General features: G+C 61.6%; 10 protein-coding genes and 2 riboswitches. Of the genes, 5 read left to right on the top strand and 5 right to left on the bottom strand.

Going from position 1 to position 17,818, the window contains the following annotated elements:
• The first annotated feature begins 41 nt into the window (after positions 1-41).
• Positions 42-1,694: a dermonecrotic toxin domain-containing protein gene (locus SOP85_RS03645; RefSeq protein WP_323626096.1), complete on the top strand. Its 1,653-nt coding sequence runs from the start codon at positions 42-44 to the stop codon at positions 1,692-1,694.
• Positions 1,625-6,634 carry an NEL-type E3 ubiquitin ligase domain-containing protein gene (locus SOP85_RS03640; protein WP_323626095.1) on the top strand — a complete coding sequence of 1,670 codons (5,010 nt, stop codon included), beginning with the start codon at positions 1,625-1,627 and terminating at the stop codon, positions 6,632-6,634. Before SOP85_RS03645 ends, SOP85_RS03640 begins: the two co-directional genes overlap by 70 nt.
• 65 nt (positions 6,635-6,699) lie before the next feature.
• Here the strand turns inward: SOP85_RS03640 and metH are convergent, their stop codons facing one another.
• Positions 6,700-10,410, bottom strand: coding sequence for a methionine synthase (metH, locus tag SOP85_RS03635; RefSeq protein ID WP_323626094.1), 3,711 nt, complete (start codon positions 10,408-10,410; stop codon positions 6,700-6,702).
• 156 nt (positions 10,411-10,566) lie between these two features.
• Here metH and SOP85_RS03630 point away from each other — a divergent pair, with 156 nt between their 5' ends.
• Positions 10,567-12,864: a fatty acid cis/trans isomerase gene (locus tag SOP85_RS03630; RefSeq protein ID WP_323626092.1), complete on the top strand. Its 2,298-nt coding sequence runs from the start codon at positions 10,567-10,569 to the stop codon at positions 12,862-12,864.
• A 192-nt stretch (positions 12,865-13,056) separates the two neighbouring features.
• Entirely contained in the window at positions 13,057-13,641 is a 585-nt protein-coding gene (nfuA, locus tag SOP85_RS03625; RefSeq protein WP_323626091.1) for a Fe-S biogenesis protein NfuA, read from the top strand.
• A 122-nt stretch (positions 13,642-13,763) separates the two neighbouring features.
• Here nfuA and cobM read toward each other — a convergent pair whose 3' ends face one another.
• The 4 genes from cobM to SOP85_RS03605 all read right to left on the bottom strand — a co-directional run bounded on the left by cobM (position 13,764) and on the right by SOP85_RS03605 (position 15,913).
• Positions 13,764-14,510, bottom strand: a complete 747-nt coding sequence (gene cobM / locus SOP85_RS03620; protein WP_274075938.1) for a precorrin-4 C(11)-methyltransferase — start codon at positions 14,508-14,510, stop codon at positions 13,764-13,766.
• An 82-nt stretch (positions 14,511-14,592) separates the two neighbouring features.
• A complete protein-coding gene (locus SOP85_RS03615; protein WP_274075939.1) occupies positions 14,593-15,006 on the bottom strand; it encodes a cobalamin biosynthesis protein in 414 nt (137 codons plus the stop codon).
• Positions 15,003-15,707: a CbtA family protein gene (locus tag SOP85_RS03610; protein ID WP_323626090.1), complete on the bottom strand. Its 705-nt coding sequence runs from the start codon at positions 15,705-15,707 to the stop codon at positions 15,003-15,005. The genes SOP85_RS03615 and SOP85_RS03610 overlap by 4 nt, the downstream gene beginning before the upstream one ends.
• Before the next feature lie 11 nt (positions 15,708-15,718).
• A complete protein-coding gene (locus SOP85_RS03605) occupies positions 15,719-15,913 on the bottom strand; it encodes a CbtB domain-containing protein (protein ID WP_323626089.1) in 195 nt (64 codons plus the stop codon).
• A gap of 121 nt (positions 15,914-16,034) precedes the next feature.
• A riboswitch (cobalamin riboswitch) is annotated at positions 16,035-16,259 on the bottom strand.
• A 177-nt stretch (positions 16,260-16,436) separates the two neighbouring features.
• A riboswitch (cobalamin riboswitch) is annotated at positions 16,437-16,648 on the top strand.
• 99 nt (positions 16,649-16,747) lie between these two features.
• Here SOP85_RS03605 and cobW point away from each other — a divergent pair.
• Positions 16,748-17,815 carry a cobalamin biosynthesis protein CobW gene (gene cobW, locus SOP85_RS03600; protein WP_323626088.1) on the top strand — a complete coding sequence of 356 codons (1,068 nt, stop codon included), beginning with the start codon at positions 16,748-16,750 and terminating at the stop codon, positions 17,813-17,815.
• Positions 17,816-17,818: the final 3 nt, after the last annotated feature.

The raw sequence follows: 17,818 nt of genomic DNA, 5'->3' as shown, positions 1-17,818 counted from the left end.
ATGTCCTGACCCGCTCTCAATCGAGCAACAGGAATCACATCATGCCGGAACTTTCCACACCCGCTGAATCCGGGTTTCATGTCCCGTTTATCAAGAGCCGTGTTCCCGACTGGACGCATCACCTGGCCACCCCCCATCTGCAGGCCATGACACAGGCGCGTAATCCTGCCCAGCGCTTCATCGAGGCTTACCCTGAACTGTATGCCAAGGCGTCACCGGCGTTGCGCCAGGCTTTGCTCGACAGCCAGGCCCAGAGCAATGTTTCCACTCAGGTGCTGGCCACGACGCTGAAGGATTTGCAGGGCATTACCGAATTTGCCAAGCCATTGCTGACCGATGCGCTACAGAAAACATTCGGCCAGGCGCCGGATGTGACCGACACGGCGCTGTTTCATCTGCGCTCGCCCAATCGGGCCGAAGAGCAGTCATTGTTGCAGGCGGCGCTGCGCAACTTCGAAGAGGACGAGCCCTTTGACGAAGTGGCCTTGCAGGAGACCAGCGGGCTGGCGCCTGCAGGGGCACTGGAAAGTCACCGCTACGATCAAAGCGAGCACTACCCGTTTGCGAAGGTGCGCTACAGCATCCGTGACAAGTTGTCGATCGAGCCCGCGGCATTCGCCAGCCTGTGCCGGGAGCTGGACGTGGGCAAGCAGTATCAGGACCACCTGAGTGCCGTGTTCGATGCGCCCGACAAGGCGGCGACTGTCCGCCAGCAGACGATTGCGGCGAACAAGGACAGGATGCGCGTGCAGGCGCATGTCGCGTTGCTACAGTCGAATATTGACCCTGCGGACCATGCCACGGTGTTGGCGCTACTCGACGGAGCCTCGCCCGTGCGGCTCGATGGGGCCTTGGTCGCCTACAGTCGGCTGCACGTTTTTGGCTCGGAACTGAACGACGTACTGATCATTGGCGCTGCGTCGCGCCGAGCCAGGGCGGCCCTGCAGAATCCCTGGCTCGGTCTTCTGCCGTTTTCATCCTTGCTACCCACTCTGGTTGAGGATACCCGGATCATCGTCTACATCCCGGGCGATCCCGTCAGTCCTCTCAAGGCGTATGGCTCGGGCCGCGAGTTTGCCCGGGACCTTGCGATCAAGCTGCGTACGTACAGTTACCAGCGGTTCTTCACCAGCTTTGTCGCACAGGATGAATCGAGCCGTTTCTTTCGCCGGCTCAAGGCCCAGCTCAAGGTCCAGAAGTGGGACCCGGCCCCGGTTTATCCGGGCCCGCCCTATAACCGGGACGCGTTCCGCGAGGGCATGTATGTAGAAGTGTGGAACGAGGAGGTCGACCTGGGCATGGATGAAACCTTCATGGATGGCGAGGTGTTTGGCGCCTGTTATGAGTTTCATCTGGCCCGGGTGAAGTCCAACGCCAGGTTGCTGGCAATACCCACCGCCGAGGTTGATCACGAAGCCTGGATTGCCCGGCTCGAACACTATGCCGAATGTGGGCTGAGCGTCTTGAACGTGGCAGCCTTTTTCGTGCCAGGGTTGGGCGAGGTCATGCTGGCCGTCACCGCCGTGCAATTGACCTACGAGGTTTACCAGGGGAAGCATGGAAAGAGGCAGACGCCGAGGAGGCCTGGAGCCACCTCAGTTCGGTCTTGCAGAACGTGGCGTTCATGGCCGTGTTGGGTGCGGTGGCACACAAGGCACCGCCGATCACGACCTCACGGTTTGTCAATGGCATGACCCGGATCGCCACGCCTTTTGGCGAGCCGCGTTTGTGGAGTCCGGATCTGGCCCCCTACAAGAGCAGTGTTTCCCTGGATGGAATCGAGCCGAACGCTTTGGGGCAGTACAAGATCGGGGGCAGGACCTACATTCGACAAGAGGGCAATGTCTACGAAAAGACCTTCGACCCGGCGCTGCAACAATGGCGGATCAAACACCCCAGCGACCCCCGGGCCTATCAACCTGTCTTGCGGCACAACCAGCACGGCGCCTGGCGCCACACGCTGGAACGGCCACTGGAGTGGGATCGCTCGACACTGTTGCGGCGGATCGGGCCGCAGATGGACGGTTTTTCCGATGCGCAATTGCAGCAGATTGCCGAGGTCAGCGGCGTCAGTGATGACGCGTTGCGCCAGATGCACATCGATCACCAGCCACCGCCGCCGCTGTTGGCCGAGACCATCAGGTGGTTCAGAGGCGATCGACAGGGGAGTGCTCACGAGGCTGATATCGAGCGACTGCAACGCAGTTTCCCGACGCTGTCGCCGGAGGGCGCGCGACAGGTGCTGGACAATGCCAGTGCTGCCGAGCTGGCCCAATTGCGCGACACCGCGAAAATACCCTTGCGCCAGGCCAGCGAGATTTGCGCCCATCTACAGCAAGCCAGCCTGAATCGGGCGCTCTGCGGTTTGCATCTGCAAGACATGGCGTCATTGGCCAGCGACCGTCTTGCGCTGCACTGTCTGGAGCAGTTGCCCGGCTGGGCGGCTGATATACGCGTGGAAATGCGTACCGGTTCGATCAAGGGCCCACTGCTGGACAGCGTCGGCAGCGACAGTGCGACGATTCGCTATTACCTGGTCAAGGGCGACGGTTACTTTCGCGCCTATGACGCGCAGGGCAGGGCTCTCAACAATTTGCCCGTCCATGGCCGCAATCTCTTCGAATCGCTGCTGGAGTACTTGCCCGAAGCGGCACGGGCGAACCTGGATGGCAATCAAGTCCAGGCTTTGCAAAACAAACTGGCGAATTATGCCGGTGCTCATCGCCACGAGATGTCGCTGATCCTCAAGCAGCGCCCGTTGAATGGCGCCGGGCCGTCGCTGCGATTGCCCGATGGCCGCCTCGGATACCTGGCCAGTGGCCGTGGGGTCGGTTTCCCGGATGGCGCGTTGGTCTCCAGGGTGCGAGACCTCTACCCGAACCTTTCCGATGCGCAAGCCAGTCAGTTCGTCAGAGGCCGCCTGAGCGCGGGAGACACCGATCGGCAAGTGTTCAATCTGTTGAACAACCGTCAACGGGAGTTCGAGGCATTGGACCGCGCGTTGAACAACTGGGTCGACGCTGGCGTGCAGGCCCCAGCGGGTGGGCCGTCGCGCCGGGTCATCGCCGATCGGTTGATCCAGTGCTGGCGCAACGGTCTTGATCGAGGATTGGAGCCTGCTTTTGAGCTGAATTTAAGCGGGGCTGACGCGTTGCCCGAGTGGGATGCCGACTTCACTCATGTGCGTAGCGTACGACTGACCAGTGATCAGCTCATCGGTGATTCGGGCACGGCGCTGCTGCGCAGGTTTGCGAAGATCAAAAAACTGGAGATTTCCGTGCGAGGGCAGGATATGGCTGCCTTGGCCGAGAAACTGCCGGGATTGACCGCTATTACCGAGCTGGCGCTTGAAAGCCCGTTGCCGACCTTTGCGCCGCCATTGGTGCGGGCGCTGGAAGGGATGACTCAGCTTGAGCAGTTGGCGCTCACGGGCAATATGGGCGCCATGGACTTCAGCACGCTGACCAATCTGCGGTCCCTGAGGTTGGCGGGGGATCTGACCGAATGGCCGAACGGGGTGTTCGGCTTGAGCAGGCTGGAAACCCTCGATTTACGACGGATGCCGATCAGGTCGCTGCCTGACGAGCTGTTCAGTGGCAATGAGTCGCTATGGCGACGCATGCAGCTCAATTGGGCTGCGCTGGAACCGCAGGCCTTCAAGAAAGCCTATGGTTATGTGCACGACAACCCGGCCCATTTACTCAACGAGCCGCAAATGGTTGCCAGGTACTGCAGGGGGCGATTGTCAGAACTGGCACCCAATGATGACACCTTTGCATCGGACGCAATGGCGCAATTCAGTAAAGACGGGCTGTCCGGACGGGCATTACTGGATCAGGTCGAGGCACTGCATCAGCAGCAGCTGGCATTGAGTCAGTCGTTGGACGCCTGGAAGGACAGGGTTGTTCGGGTTGACGGCAGGCAGATGGAGTTACACCACCGCGCGCTGATCGCTGAAAAGATCCGCGAATGCTTTCTCAAGGGGCTGCGTGCCCGGTATGCACCCGCCCAGCCTGTGGCAGGCCCGTCGTGGGGGCAAGGTGACGCGCTGTTTGAAGGGTTGGACCTGACGGGATTTGGACCGTTGGGCGATTTACCCGAGCTTGGCGATACGGTCTTTGCTCATGTGCGCAGCCTGAAGCTCAGTAACAGCGCGCTATCGACCGAGCACGTCAGTGATTTTCTGAGTGGATTTCCCCAGCTGCGCGCACTCGACCTCAGCGCCAACCGGCTGACCGGGCTGCCCCAGGCACTTGACGGGCTCGGGCAACTGCGCGAGTTGAACCTCTCATACAATCAGCTGACGATCACGGCGTCGGCGCAAGCGCGGTTGAACCGTATGACCGCCTTGGAAACCCTGAACCTGGCCTACAACCGGGTCGGCGCCTTGCAGGTCGGTTCGATGACGGGCCTGCAAAGCCTGGACCTGAGCCATAGCAATATCCGCAACTGGCCCGAGGGTGTGCTGGCGTTGCCCAACCTGCGCCGTCTGGCCCTGAATCACAGCGGCATCACGGACATCCCCGCGGCGGCCCTGGCCGGGCATGACCAGCTGTTGGCGGCGACTTCGCTGCAAGGTTGCCGGCTGAGCCCGCAAGCGTTGACGTCGGTACGGACATACGCTGACCGCACGGCGTCGCGCAACCCGCTGGGTATCGAACGATTGCACCTGTCTGCCGGACGAACCGGAGGCGATCCGGAGTTCTATCCGGTTGAAGTATCGGAGCGCCCGGACCTGATACTGCCGTTGCACCTGGAACCGGGCGAAGGTGACGTGCCCCGGACAGCGGCCGCCAGGCTGCAACGTCTTGATCCTCAACTCGGCGCCGCTCAAGCCGTTGAACGGATTGATGCCTGGCTCACCCGGGGCATGAGCGCTCTGGAAATTGAAGCCCGGCTGGTCCAGTGGCAGCAACAGCGGACGCAATTGATCAAGCAGTTGAATGACTGGATCGATGTCCCGGCCTTTCGCAGCCATCAGGGCTGGGTAGGTGCGTTGGACCGCCGCCGGGCGGCTAACCAGCTCCTGGAGTGCTGGCGGGCGACCTTGCGCGAGGCGCCTGCGGCCGAGGGCGCAGCGACTGATGCCGTGCTGGACTTTGCCGGCCTGGTCATCGGTGATTTGCCGGCCTTGCCGGTTTCGTTCGAGCATGTTGGTGCATTGGACCTGAGCGGTGTCGGGCTCACGGAAAACTCGGATGGGTTCCTGCGTGCATTTCCCAAGTTGCGCAGCCTGACGCTCAATCACAACCGCCTGGGCGCGTTGCCCGACGCAGTGGGGCAATGTGAACACCTCACCCGCTTGAGCGCCAGCTATAACGATCTTGGCGCCAGTGATGAGTGGCAGCGCCAAGTGCGTTCCCTGAGGCATTTGCAATCGCTGGACTTGAGCGTGAACAGGCTGGTCAGTCTCGATGTCACCGGTCTTGAGCAGCTGCAAACGCTGGATGTGAGCGGTAACCATCTTTGGGATTGGCCGCAAGGTGTGCTGCAAGCGCCAGCGCTGGCAACCCTCGACCTGAGTGGCAACCGAATACAGATCATTCCTCCCGATGCGTTTCTGCCAGGGCACGCAGCCTTGATGGCTGGCACCAACTTGTCCGATAACATTTACCTGGAACAGGTGGAACTCATACGATTGCAGGAGTACCTGCAGGAAACTGGCCGAGGCCTGGGCTTTACCTCGCAACAGATTGAACGCCATCTGGAGGGCTTCGGGCCTGAATCTTCCGAGGGTTCCGAGGCCTCCGACGAGGAGGATCATCCCGACCATGAATCGCCGCAGGCACAGAAAGCCCGATGGTTTTCCGGCGTGGCGGGCGACTCGGAAAAACACCAGGTATGGAGCGACTTGATGGAGCAGGACACTACCCACGACTTTTCATACATCCTCTCGCAACTTCAGCACACCCAGGACTTCGCCGCCGATCGCCTGGACCTCACGCAGCGCGTGTGGCGTGTCCTGGAAGCCGCCCATGGCGATGAAGCGCTGGGCAGGCGCTTGCTGGACCTGTCGAGGGCATTGAGGAATCGCGTGACCTGTGGCGATGGTCGGATCCTGTTGTTCAACGAGCTGGAAGTCGAGGTCCATGAGTTCAATGCCTTGAAGTCCATTGCCCCGGAACACAAGGGCCGCGAGCTGCTGAAACTGTCCAGGGAGCTGTTCCGCCTGGCGCAGGTCGAAGAGATCGCCAGTACGCGTATCCAGCTCAGACCCAATATCGATCCTGCCGAGATTCGCCTGGCCTATCGAGTCGGCCTGGCCCGGCGTCTTGGATTGCCCAACCAGCCCAAAGGCATGTTGTATGAGAACCTGGCGCAGGTGACGACAGGTGATCTGGACCAGGCGTACGTATCGATCCTTGCCAGGGAACGGACCCCGGTGTTCATCGAGCAACTGACGGCGCGCAAATACTGGCGCGATTACCTGGAGGAGAAATACCCGGGGGAATTTACCCGGGTGCAGCAGGGCTTCCAGGCCAAGGCCAGTGAGCTGGAGGATAAATACCCGCAGCTCAATTCGGCCTACCTGCAGGAGATGGAGGCGCTGGATACGGCCAATAAAGCCGAGCGCCTGCAACTGCTGACCACACTCAGCGAACGTGAGGTAGCCGAGTTGGGCGCTCAGGCCTGATCGTCAGCGCAAAAAACTCTGGAGTCGGCGCAGGTCCGCCTCCAGAGCCCAAGGCTGCAAATCAATCAGTTGTCATAACCAAGGTTCGGCGCCAGCCAGCGCTCGGTCACGCTCAACTCCTGGCCTTTGCGCGAGGTGTAGCTCTGCACCTGATCCTTGTCGATCTTGCCCACGGCGAAATACTGCGCCTGTGGGTGAGCGAAGTACCAACCACTGACGGCAGCCGCTGGGAACATCGCGTAGTGCTCGGTGAGGAACACGCCGCTGCGGCCGGCCTTCATTTCGCTCGCCTCTGGGTCGAGCAACGCGAACAGCGTGCTTTTCTCGGTGTGATCCGGGCAGGCCGGATAGCCTGGAGCAGGGCGGATGCCGCTGTATTGCTCCTTGATCAACGCCTCGTTGTCGAGCGTCTCGTCCTTGGCGTAGCCCCAGTGTTCCTTACGCACCTGCTGGTGCAGCCACTCGGCGCAGGCCTCGGCGAGGCGGTCGGCCAGGGCCTTGACCATGATCGAGTTGTAGTCGTCGCCAGCGTCCTGGTATGCCTTGGCCACTTCTTCAGCGCCGATCCCGGCGGTGGTGATGAAGCCACCCACGTAGTCGGTGACTTCGCTGTCCTTGGGCGCGACGAAGTCGGCGAGGGAGAAGTTCGGCTTGCCGTCGGTCTTGATGATCTGCTGGCGCAGGTGATGCAGCTTGGCCAATGGCTTGCCGTCATCGCCGTAGACTTCGATGTCATCGTCGCGCACCTGGTTGGCCGGCCAGAAGCCGAACACCGCGCGGGCGCTGATGAGTTTTTCGTCGATCAACTTGGCGAGCATTTCCTGGGCGTCGGCGTACAGCGCGGTGGCGGCTTCACCGACCACTTCGTCTTCGAGGATGCGCGGGAATTTCCCGGCCAGGTCCCAGGAGATGAAAAACGGCGTCCAGTCGATGTATTCGGCGAGCACTTTCAGGTCGATATTATCGAGCACTTTGGCGCCGGTGAACGTCGGCTTGACAGGCTCGTAGGTGCTCCAGTCGAACTGCGGTTTTTTCGCAATGGCGGCGGCGTAGCTCAGGCGTTCGGTGCGGGCGCTGCGGTTGGCGGTGCGCTCGCGGACTTCGATGTATTCCTCGCGGGTTTTCTCGACGAAACCGGCCTTGAGTTCCTTGGATAGCAACTGGGTCGCCACGCCGACAGCACGGGAGGCGTCAGTGACATACACCACCGCGTCGTTGCTGTACTTGGGCTCGATCTTCACCGCCGTGTGCGCCTTGGAGGTGGTGGCGCCACCGATCATCAACGGCAGGTGGAAGTCCTGGCGCTGCATCTCGCGAGCCACGTGGACCATCTCGTCCAGCGAAGGGGTGATCAGGCCGGACAGGCCGATGATGTCGCACTTCTGTTCCTTGGCCACCTGCAGGATCTTCTCCGCTGGCACCATCACGCCGAGGTCGACGATGTCGTAGCCGTTGCAACCGAGCACCACGCCGACGATGTTCTTGCCGATGTCGTGCACGTCGCCCTTGACCGTGGCCATGAGGATCTTGCCCTTGGCTTCCGGCTTGTCGCCTTTTTCCGCCTCGATGAACGGGATCAGGTGGGCCACGGCCTGTTTCATCACCCGGGCGGATTTCACCACCTGCGGCAGGAACATCTTGCCGGCGCCGAACAGGTCGCCAACGATGTTCATGCCGGACATCAGCGGGCCTTCGATCACTTCGATCGGGCGGGCGAACGACTGGCGCGACTCTTCGGTGTCTTCGACGATGTGCGTGGTAATGCCTTTGACCAAGGCATGCTCCAGGCGCTTGTTGACGTCCCAGTTGCGCCACTCTTCGGTCTCGGCTTCCTTGACGCTGCCGTCGCCCTTGTATTTGTCGGCGATGGCGAGGAGGGCATCGGTGCCTTCCGGGGTGCGGTTGAGGATCACGTCTTCGACGGCGTCGCGCAGTTCCACCGGGATCTGGTCGTAGATCTCCAGTTGCCCGGCGTTGACGATACCCATGGTCAGGCCGGCGCGGATCGCGTACAGCAGGAACACCGAGTGGATCGCCTCGCGCACCGGGTTGTTGCCGCGGAACGAGAACGACACGTTGGACACGCCGCCCGACGTCAGGGCATAGGGCAGCTCGTCGCGGATGTAGGCACAGGCGTTGATGAAGTCCACGGCGTAGTTGTTGTGTTCTTCGATGCCGGTGGCCACGGCAAAGATGTTCGGGTCGAAGATGATGTCTTCCGGTGGGAAGCCGACATCGTTGACCAGAATGTCGTAGGAGCGTTTGCAGATCTCTTTCTTGCGTGCTTCGGTGTCGGCCTGGCCGGCTTCGTCGAAAGCCATCACCACCACGGCGGCGCCGTAACGCTTGCACAGCTTGGCGTGATGGATGAACTGCTCGACGCCTTCCTTCATGCTGATCGAGTTGACGATGCCCTTGCCCTGGATGCACTTGAGGCCGGCTTCGATCACTTCCCACTTCGAAGAGTCGATCATGATCGGTACGCGGGAGATGTCCGGTTCACCGGCAATCAGATTGAGGAAGGTCACCATGGCCTTCTTCGAATCGAGCATCCCCTCGTCCATGTTGATGTCGATGATCTGGGCGCCGGCCTCGACCTGCTGCAGGGCGACTTCCAGGGCTTCGGTGTAGTTGTCCTCACGGATCAGCCGGGCAAACTTGGCGGAGCCGGTGATGTTGGTGCGCTCGCCGACGTTGACGAACAGCGAGTTGCGATCGATGGTGAACGGCTCCAGGCCCGACAGGCGACAAGCCTTGGGGATTTCCGGAATCTGCCGCGGCGCATAACCGGCCACGGCCTTGGCGATGGCTTCGATGTGGCCCGGCGTGGTGCCGCAGCAGCCGCCGACGATGTTGAGGAAGCCACTTTGGGCGAACTCTTCGATGACCTTGGCGGTTTGCGCCGGCAGTTCGTCGTACTCGCCGAACTCGTTGGGCAGGCCGGCGTTCGGGTGCGCGGAAACGTGGGTGTTGGCCTTGTTCGACAGCTCTTCCAGGTACGGGCGCAACTCGCTGGCACCCAGTGCGCAGTTCAGGCCTACCGAAATCGGCTTGGCGTGGGCCACGGAGTTCCAGAAGGCTTCGGTGGTCTGGCCGGACAGCGTACGGCCGGAGGCATCGGTGATGGTGCCGGAAATCATGATCGGCAGCTCGATGCCCAGTTCTTCGAACACGCCCTGTACGGCGAAGATCGCGGCCTTGGCGTTGAGGGTGTCGAAGATGGTTTCGATCAGGATCAGGTCGGCGCCGCCTTCGATCAGGCCCTTGGTGGCTTCGGTGTAGTTTTCCACCAGTTCATCGAAGGTCACGTTGCGATAGCCGGGGTTGTTCACGTCCGGCGACAGCGAGCAGGTGCGGCTGGTAGGACCGAGCACGCCGGCGACGAAACGCGGCTTGTCCGGGTTCTCTAGGGTTTTCGCATCGGCGATCTTGCGCGCCAGGCGAGCGCCTTCTACGTTCAATTCGTAGGCCAGTTCTTCCATGCCGTAATCGGCCATGGAAATCCGGGTGGCGTTGAAGGTGTTGGTTTCCAGAATGTCGGCACCGGCATCCAGGTAGGCTTTCTCGATGCCACCAATCACGTCCGGGCGGGTGAGCACCAACAGGTCGTTGTTGCCTTTGACATCGCTCGGCCAGTCGGCGAAGCGTTTGCCACGATAATCCTGCTCTTCGAGCTTGTAGCTCTGGATCATCGTGCCCATGCCGCCATCGAGAATCAGGATGCGCTCTTTGAGGGCGTGCTTGAGGGCTTGGAGGCGAACGCTGCGATCGGACATTGGGACTACTCGGAAAGACCATGACGAAGGGCCGGGATAATAGCAAACCTGTGCGCTTTTAGAGCATGTCCGGGTTTTCCATGAATATCGCTCATGTTGGTGTGGCGGCCAGCCCGGTAGAATCGCGGCGTTTTCTAAAGGATCGGGACCAGGGACATGTCGTATCGCGTCGTCATCAGCAGTGTATTGCTGCTATTAAGCTGGGGCGCGGTTGCGCAAGACCCGGCGCTATCCGCCGGCATTTCCTACAGTCGCGACATCCAGCCGATCTTCACTGAAAAGTGCGTGGCCTGCCACGCCTGTAACGACGCCGCCTGTCAGCTCAACCTGGGCAGCGGGGAGGGCGCGGCCCGTGGCGCGACGAAAGTCCCGGTGTATGACGGTGATCGCAGCCACGCGGTCGCGCCGAGCCGGCTGTTCTTTGACGCATTCGGCAAGCGCGCCTGGCAACAGAAAGGCTTCTATTCGGTGCTCGACGCCCAGGGCAGCCAGGCCGCATTGATGGCGCGCATGCTGGAACTGGGGCACAGCAATGCGTTGCAACCCAATGCCAAATTGCCTGCGGACATCGTCCTGGGTCTCAATCGCGAGAACATGTGCGCCTTGCCGGGCGAGTTCGACGGATATGCCAGCGCTCACCCCAAGGAAGGCATGCCCCTGGCGGTCACCGGCCTGACTGATCAGCAATACCAGACGCTGCAACGCTGGCTGGCTTCCGGTGCGCCGATCGATGAACAGGCCCTGGTGCCGAGCGCGAAAGAAGCGTTGCAGGTGGTGCAGTGGGAAAACCTGCTCAATGCACCGGGCGCGCGGCAGAGCCTGGTAGGGCGTTGGTTGTTCGAGCACTGGTTTCTCGCGCACATCTATTTCAAGGATGGCGAGCCGGGGCATTTCTTCCAGTGGGTGCGTTCGCGCACGCCCACCGGCCAGCCCATCGACCTGATCAATACCCGTCGGCCGAACGACGACCCCGGCACCCAGGTGTATTACCGCTTGTGGCCGGTGCAGGGCGTGATCGTGCACAAGACGCACATCACCTATCCGCTGAGTGCGGCGAAGCTGGCACGGGTCAAAAGCCTCTTCTATAACGGCAACTGGCAGGTCAATGCCTTGCCGGGTTACGGCCCGGAACGCCGGGCCAACCCCTTTTCCACCTTCGAAGCGATCCCGGCCCAGGCGCGTTATCAGTTCATGCTCGATAACGCCGAGTATTTCGTCCGCACCTTCATTCGCGGCCCGGTCTGCCGGGGGCAGATCGCCACGGACGTGATCCGCGACAACTTCTGGGCGCTGTTCCAGGCGCCGGAACACGACCTCTACATCACCGACCCGAACTATCGCGGCCAGGCCACGCCGTTGCTGGCGATGCCAGGGCAGAACGACGACGTTGGCAGCGTCCTCACCCTGTGGCACGACTACCGCGACAAACGCAACGAATACGAAGCCCTGCGCCGGGACAGCTATGCCGATCTGCCGCCGCCAAGCTGGTCGAGCCTGTGGGCCGGCAACGATAACGCGCTGCTGAGCATTTTCCGCCACTTCGACAGCGCCGCGGTGACCAAGGGCCTGATCGGCGACGTGCCACAGACGATGTGGCTGTTCGATTTCCCGCTGCTGGAGCGCACCTATTATCAGTTGGCGGTGAATTTCGACGTGTTCGGCAACGTGTCCCACCAGGCCCAGACGCGCCTGTATTTCGACCTGATCCGCAATGGCGCCGAGCAGAATTTCCTGCGCCTGATGCCGGCTGACTCGCGGGAGGGGTACCTCGACGACTGGTACCAGAACAGCGGGAGATTCAAGATGTGGCTGGACTATGAATCCATCGACGACGACACGCCGACCGCGCTGAAACTCAATGAACAAGACCCCAAGCGCGACTTTGCCATGCAGTTGCTGGCACGCTACGGCGAGCTGGATGCCAGGCCTGATCCGATCAACCGCTGCGAAGGCGCCTATTGCTCGCGGCCCAACATCGATCCAGCGCTGCAGGCCGCCGAGCAGGCCTTGAGCCGCCTGGTCTCACGGCCGGCGGCCGGGCTCAGGGTCATCGATCTACTGCCGGAAGCGACCATGCTGCGGGTCGAAACCGCGAGCGGTCAGCGTGTGGTCTACAGCCTGCTGCGCAACCGCGCGCACAGTAATGTGGCGTTCCTGATCGGTGAGTCGCTACGGTACCAGCCGGGGCTCGACACGCTGACCATTTTCCCCGGGGTTCTGAGCAGTTACCCGAACTTCATGTTCAATATCCCCGCCGATCAAGTGCCACAATTTGTCGATGAGATGGAGAATGCCAAGGATGCCAATCGTTTGGAGAAAATCGTCGAGCGCTGGGGGATCCGTCGCAGCCACCCGCAGTTCTGGCAGTATTTCCATGATTTGAGTCGCTATATCCACGAAACCGAACCGGTGGAAGAGGGCGTGCTGGACATGAATCGCTACGAGAACCTCTAGAACCCCTTGTGGGAGCGGGCTTGCTCGCGAAGGCGGTGGAGCGGTCACCATTGATGTTGTCTGACATGACGCCTTCGCGAGCAAGCCCGCTCCCACAGGGGTAAGCTCCGCATCTTTTCCCGACAAAAATACTAGGACTTTGTCCGCGGCGATGATTGGCGTAAACTGCGTCCAAGCCTGCGAGGAGTTTCCATGACCGCTATTACCATCACCGACGCCGCCCACGATTACCTGGCTGATCTGCTCTCCAAGCAGAACACCCCGGGCATTTGCATTCGCGTCTTCATCACCCAGCCTGGCACCCAGTACGCCGAAACCTGCATTGCCTACTGCAAGCCGGGCGAAGAAAAACCCGAAGACACCGCGCTGGGGCTGAAAAGCTTCACCGCCTACATCGACCATTTCAGCGAAGCTTTCCTGGACGATGCAGTAGTCGACTACGCCACCGACCGCATGGGCGGCCAGCTGACCATCAAGGCGCCGAACGCCAAAGTGCCGATGGTCAACGCCGACAGCCCGGTCAACGAGCGCATCAACTACTACCTGCAAACCGAGATCAACCCTGGGTTGGCCAGCCACGGCGGCCAGGTCAGCCTGATCGACGTGGTCGAAGACGGCATCGCCGTGCTGCAATTCGGTGGCGGTTGCCAGGGCTGCGGCCAGGCCGACGTGACCTTGAAGGAAGGCATCGAGCGCACCTTGCTCGAGCGTATTCCCGAGCTCAAGGGTGTGCGTGACGTGACCGACCACACGCAGAAAGAAAACGCCTACTACTAAGGTGTTCGCTGCGGCATAAAAAAACGGCGCCCCGTGAGCGCCGTTTTTTTATGGGTGAAATCCACTGGCCCTATCGCGGTCAACACCAGATCTGTAGGAGCTGGCTTGCCAGCGAAGAGGCCCTATGGCCGATACAAATGCGCATGTCCAGCACGATACAGCGACGACTCACTGAAATGCTCACTGCCCAACACCCGACCCACGAGAATCAACGCCGTACGCCGAAACCCCTTGGCTTCAACCTTCCCGTTAATATCTTCAAGCGTCCCCACCACCCAATCCTGATCCGGCCAGGTCGCCCGGTGAATCACCGCAATCGGGCAGTCGGCGCCGTAAAACGGCAGCAGCTCCTCGACGATTTTTGCCAGGTGATTGACCCCCAGATGAATCGCCATGGTCGCCCCGTGCTGCGCCAAGCTGGCCAGTTCTTCTCCGGCGGGCATCACGGTCTTGTCGGCATAGCGTGTCAGGATCACGCTCTGTGACACGTCCGGCAAGGTCAGTTCTGCGCCCAGAAGCGCCGCGCAGGCTGCCGTTGCGGTGACACCGGGAATGATTTCGAAAGGAATATCCCGTTCACGCAAATGGCGAATCTGCTCGCCGATGGCACCATACAGGCTCGGATCACCGGAATGCACGCGAGCCACGTCCTGACCCTTGGCATGGGCCGCGCTGATCAGTTCGATGATCTGCTCCAGGTGCAATTCGGCGCTGTTGACCACCTGTTCGGCGCGGTGTCCTTCCAACACTGCGGCGGGCACCAGCGAGCCGGCGTAGATGATCACCGGGCAACTGCGGATCAGCCGCTGGCCCTTGACGGTGATCAGTTCGGGGTCGCCGGGACCTGCGCCAATGAAGTAGACGGTCATCGTCGGTTCCTGTGAAAAAAGGGGGTGGGCAAGGCTTCAGATGAAGATTGCTCATGATCGAATGCGTGGATTATCGGGGATTTTACGCGGCGCCGGCCAATGCCAGGGTGGCCTGGGCATATTTTTGTCGCGGGATCAGCAATTTGGCCGGGGCGTTGGCCAGTTGTTCGGCCAGCGCCAGGGCGGCGCTTTCTGCCACGCCATAGCACCCGGTCCGTTCAAAGGCGATGTCCGAATGGTGACTGAGTCGGGGGTGATAGCCCGCCAGTTGTTCACTGCTGAAATACATCATCTGCAGCCCAAGCTGCTCGGCCAGTTCGCTCAGGGCCGGTTCGCCGCGCTTCTGGTCGATGCTGGCCAGGGCCTTGATCTGATGCAGTTCGATCTGGTGCGCCTGCAATGCCTGGTCGAGCAATGCCCGCAGCGTGCTGACGGGGCAGCCACGCTGGCAGCCCAGGCCGACCACCAGGGTCGGCGCTGTGCCAAGTTCAGTCATGCTTGGTATTGACCGTCGCTTTTGCGGCGGAACAACCACGCACTGATCAGGCCCAGGGCCAGCCAGAACGCCACGTTGGTCAACTGCGAAGCGATCTTGAACTGAGCTTCCAGGGCCTCTGGGGCGAGCATCGAATGCACTTCCGGTTGCGGTGCGCCAATCACGTGCGGAACGGCGAGGATCGCCACGCCGAGGATCTTCATCAGCCAGTTTCGGCTGAATACGATCAGCGCGATGCCGACAGCCGTGGAGGCGGCCGTGCCGATCCACCAGATCTGCCGTTGCGCCAGATCCGCCGCCGCGGTGCCCGGCAACTCGGGCGGCAGGCCGAGCGTCGGCGCCAACACGAAGGTAACGTAACCGGCCAGGCCCCAGAGCAGGCCTTGGGAGGTCTTGGTCGGCGCGCGCAGGGTATAGAGGCCGGCGAGCATCAGGGCGAAACCGACTGCCACCACCAGGTTACCGCCGGTGGTCGACAGCACGCGCTGCCAGCCGTCCTCCGGCTCCCAGGCTTCGGTGTCGTGGCTGTGGGCAGCGACGCCCGCGGCGTGTTCGTGGACTTCAACGGCGGCAGGTTCCGATTTCTCGTAGGTTTCGGCCTGCAAGATCAGCGGAGAAACCCAGAAACTCTGCAGCAGGGTCAGCAGCAGGGCAGCCAGCAGCCCGCTGAAACCTGCGGTTTGCGCAATACGCTTGATCATGTCGGCAGGTCTCAATGGCACGGGAACGCAGCGCTGTGGCGGGTATCGTGAGCGGCGTTGTGCACCGCTTCGATGTGCGAGAAACCGGCGAAATACACCAGGCACGCGCCAAGGATCGACGCGCAAACGGCGGCGGTCAGGCGTTGAGTCAGGGTAGTGGTGCTGCTGGCGGTGGTGCTGTGGCCGGTGCTGCTGATGATCGACATGGCGCTTCCCTCTGTTCTGTCAGCGGGGAATAAGAGCGCAGGCAGGACGGCGCACGACCGAGCGCGCAGAAGTCCGAACAGCGCCCGCCCACCGCGGGTTTGTTGAGTCAGTGATCGTGTTGGTCACTTTGTGTTGCGGGCCGGTCTCCGGGCTCACGAGGGGCGCAGGCGTTAGCCTTGACCTGCAAGCGTCACCTTCCCATGCCACGTTGGCACAGTGGATCTGACGCTTCGCTCGCTTACCGTTGCGGGGGCAGCACCGGACTGACATGGGCTTGAGTAAAGCACATGATTCACCGGTTTCCCGTTTCACCCTGTGAAGGGCACCCGTAACAAGGTGCGTAGGAGAGCATGGGCGAGGGGCGGGCGTCAATTGGCAAGGGTTCTCAACTCGGGACCGAGTCGACCCCATCGCGAGCAAGCTCTCTCCCACAGGCGATCGCATTCCCATGTGGGAGCGGGCTTGCTCGCGAAGGGGGCGCCGCCAATCTCATGTGAACATTGACCCGCCCCAATACCATGCGTAGCCTTGCGCATTCGAGGTTCTTCGGCATTTGTCGAAGCTAAGAAGGGAACGCGGTCAATGCCGCGGCTGCCCCCGCAACTGTGAACGGTGATGTTCGCTGCCACGCCACTGCACGCTCAAGTCCGAGCCCGCGGGAAGGCGCAGCGAATGCCAGGCTTGAAGGCCAGCACACCGTCAGCCAGGAGACCTGCCTCGATACAGATTCTCACTACAACCGGGCGGGGTGATCCGGTGGCGAACGCTTCTGGCGCGCTTGTGCGTGGCCGGTCCTCGTCCCGTATGCCCGCCACCTTGCCAAAGGGCATCCGATGAAAACACTGGCCAAACTCCCCGTCACCATCGTCACCGGTTTCCTCGGCTCGGGCAAGACCACCTTGCTGCGGCACATGCTCGACAACGCCCAGGGCCGCCGCATCGCGGTGATCGTCAACGAGTTCGGCGAACTGGGCATCGACGGCGAAATCCTCAAGCAGTGCTCCATCGGTTGCACTGAAGAAGAAGCCAACGGCCGGGTCTATGAGCTGGCCAACGGCTGCCTGTGCTGCACCGTGCAGGAAGAGTTCTTCCCGGTAATGCGCGAACTGGTGGCCCGTCGCGGCGATCTCGACCACATCCTGATCGAAACCTCGGGCCTGGCCCTGCCAAAACCGCTGGTGCAAGCCTTCCAGTGGCCGGAAATTCGCAGTGCCTGCACCGTCGATGCGGTGATCACCGTGGTCGACAGCCCGGCCGTGGCGGCGGGCACCTTCGCCGCCTTCCCGGACCAGGTCGACGCCCAGCGCAAACTCGACCCGAACCTGGACCACGAATCGCCGCTGCACGAACTGTTCGCCGACCAACTGTCCAGCGCTGACCTGGTGATCCTCAACAAGGCCGACCTGATCAGCCCGGAAGACCTGGCTCGCGTGCGCCTGGAAGTCGCCGAGGAATTGCCGCCGGCGGTGAAAGTTATCGAAGCCAGCAGCGGTCGCTTGCCGCTGGACGTGCTGATCGGCCTTGGCGCCGGCTCCGAAGAGCACATCGACAGCCGTCACAGCCACCATGATCATCACCACGATGGCGATGATCATGACGACCACGATCACGACGCCTTCGATTCCATCTCCATCGAACTGCCGCAAGCCGACGAAAGCCTGCTGATGGATGCGTTGACCCAACTGGTGGTCGAGCACAGCATCCTGCGCGTCAAGGGTTTCGCGGCGATCCCGAACAAGCCTATGCGCCTGCTGATCCAGGGCGTGGGCACCCGGTTCGACAAGCATTTCGACCGCCAGTGGGGCGCTGTAGAGGCACGTACCACGCGCCTGGTATTGATCGGCCAGGCACTGGACGCCACCTTGCTCGAAGCGCAATTGCGCGCCGCGCTCAGCGTGTAACCC

This window comes from Pseudomonas sp. YuFO20 (assembly GCF_035064975.1).
In the GTDB taxonomy this organism is placed as follows: Bacteria; Pseudomonadota; Gammaproteobacteria; order Pseudomonadales; family Pseudomonadaceae; genus Aquipseudomonas; species Aquipseudomonas putida_AE.
The sequence above is the reverse complement of the archived record's forward strand: the minus strand, read 5'-3'. Positions and strand labels throughout refer to the sequence as shown.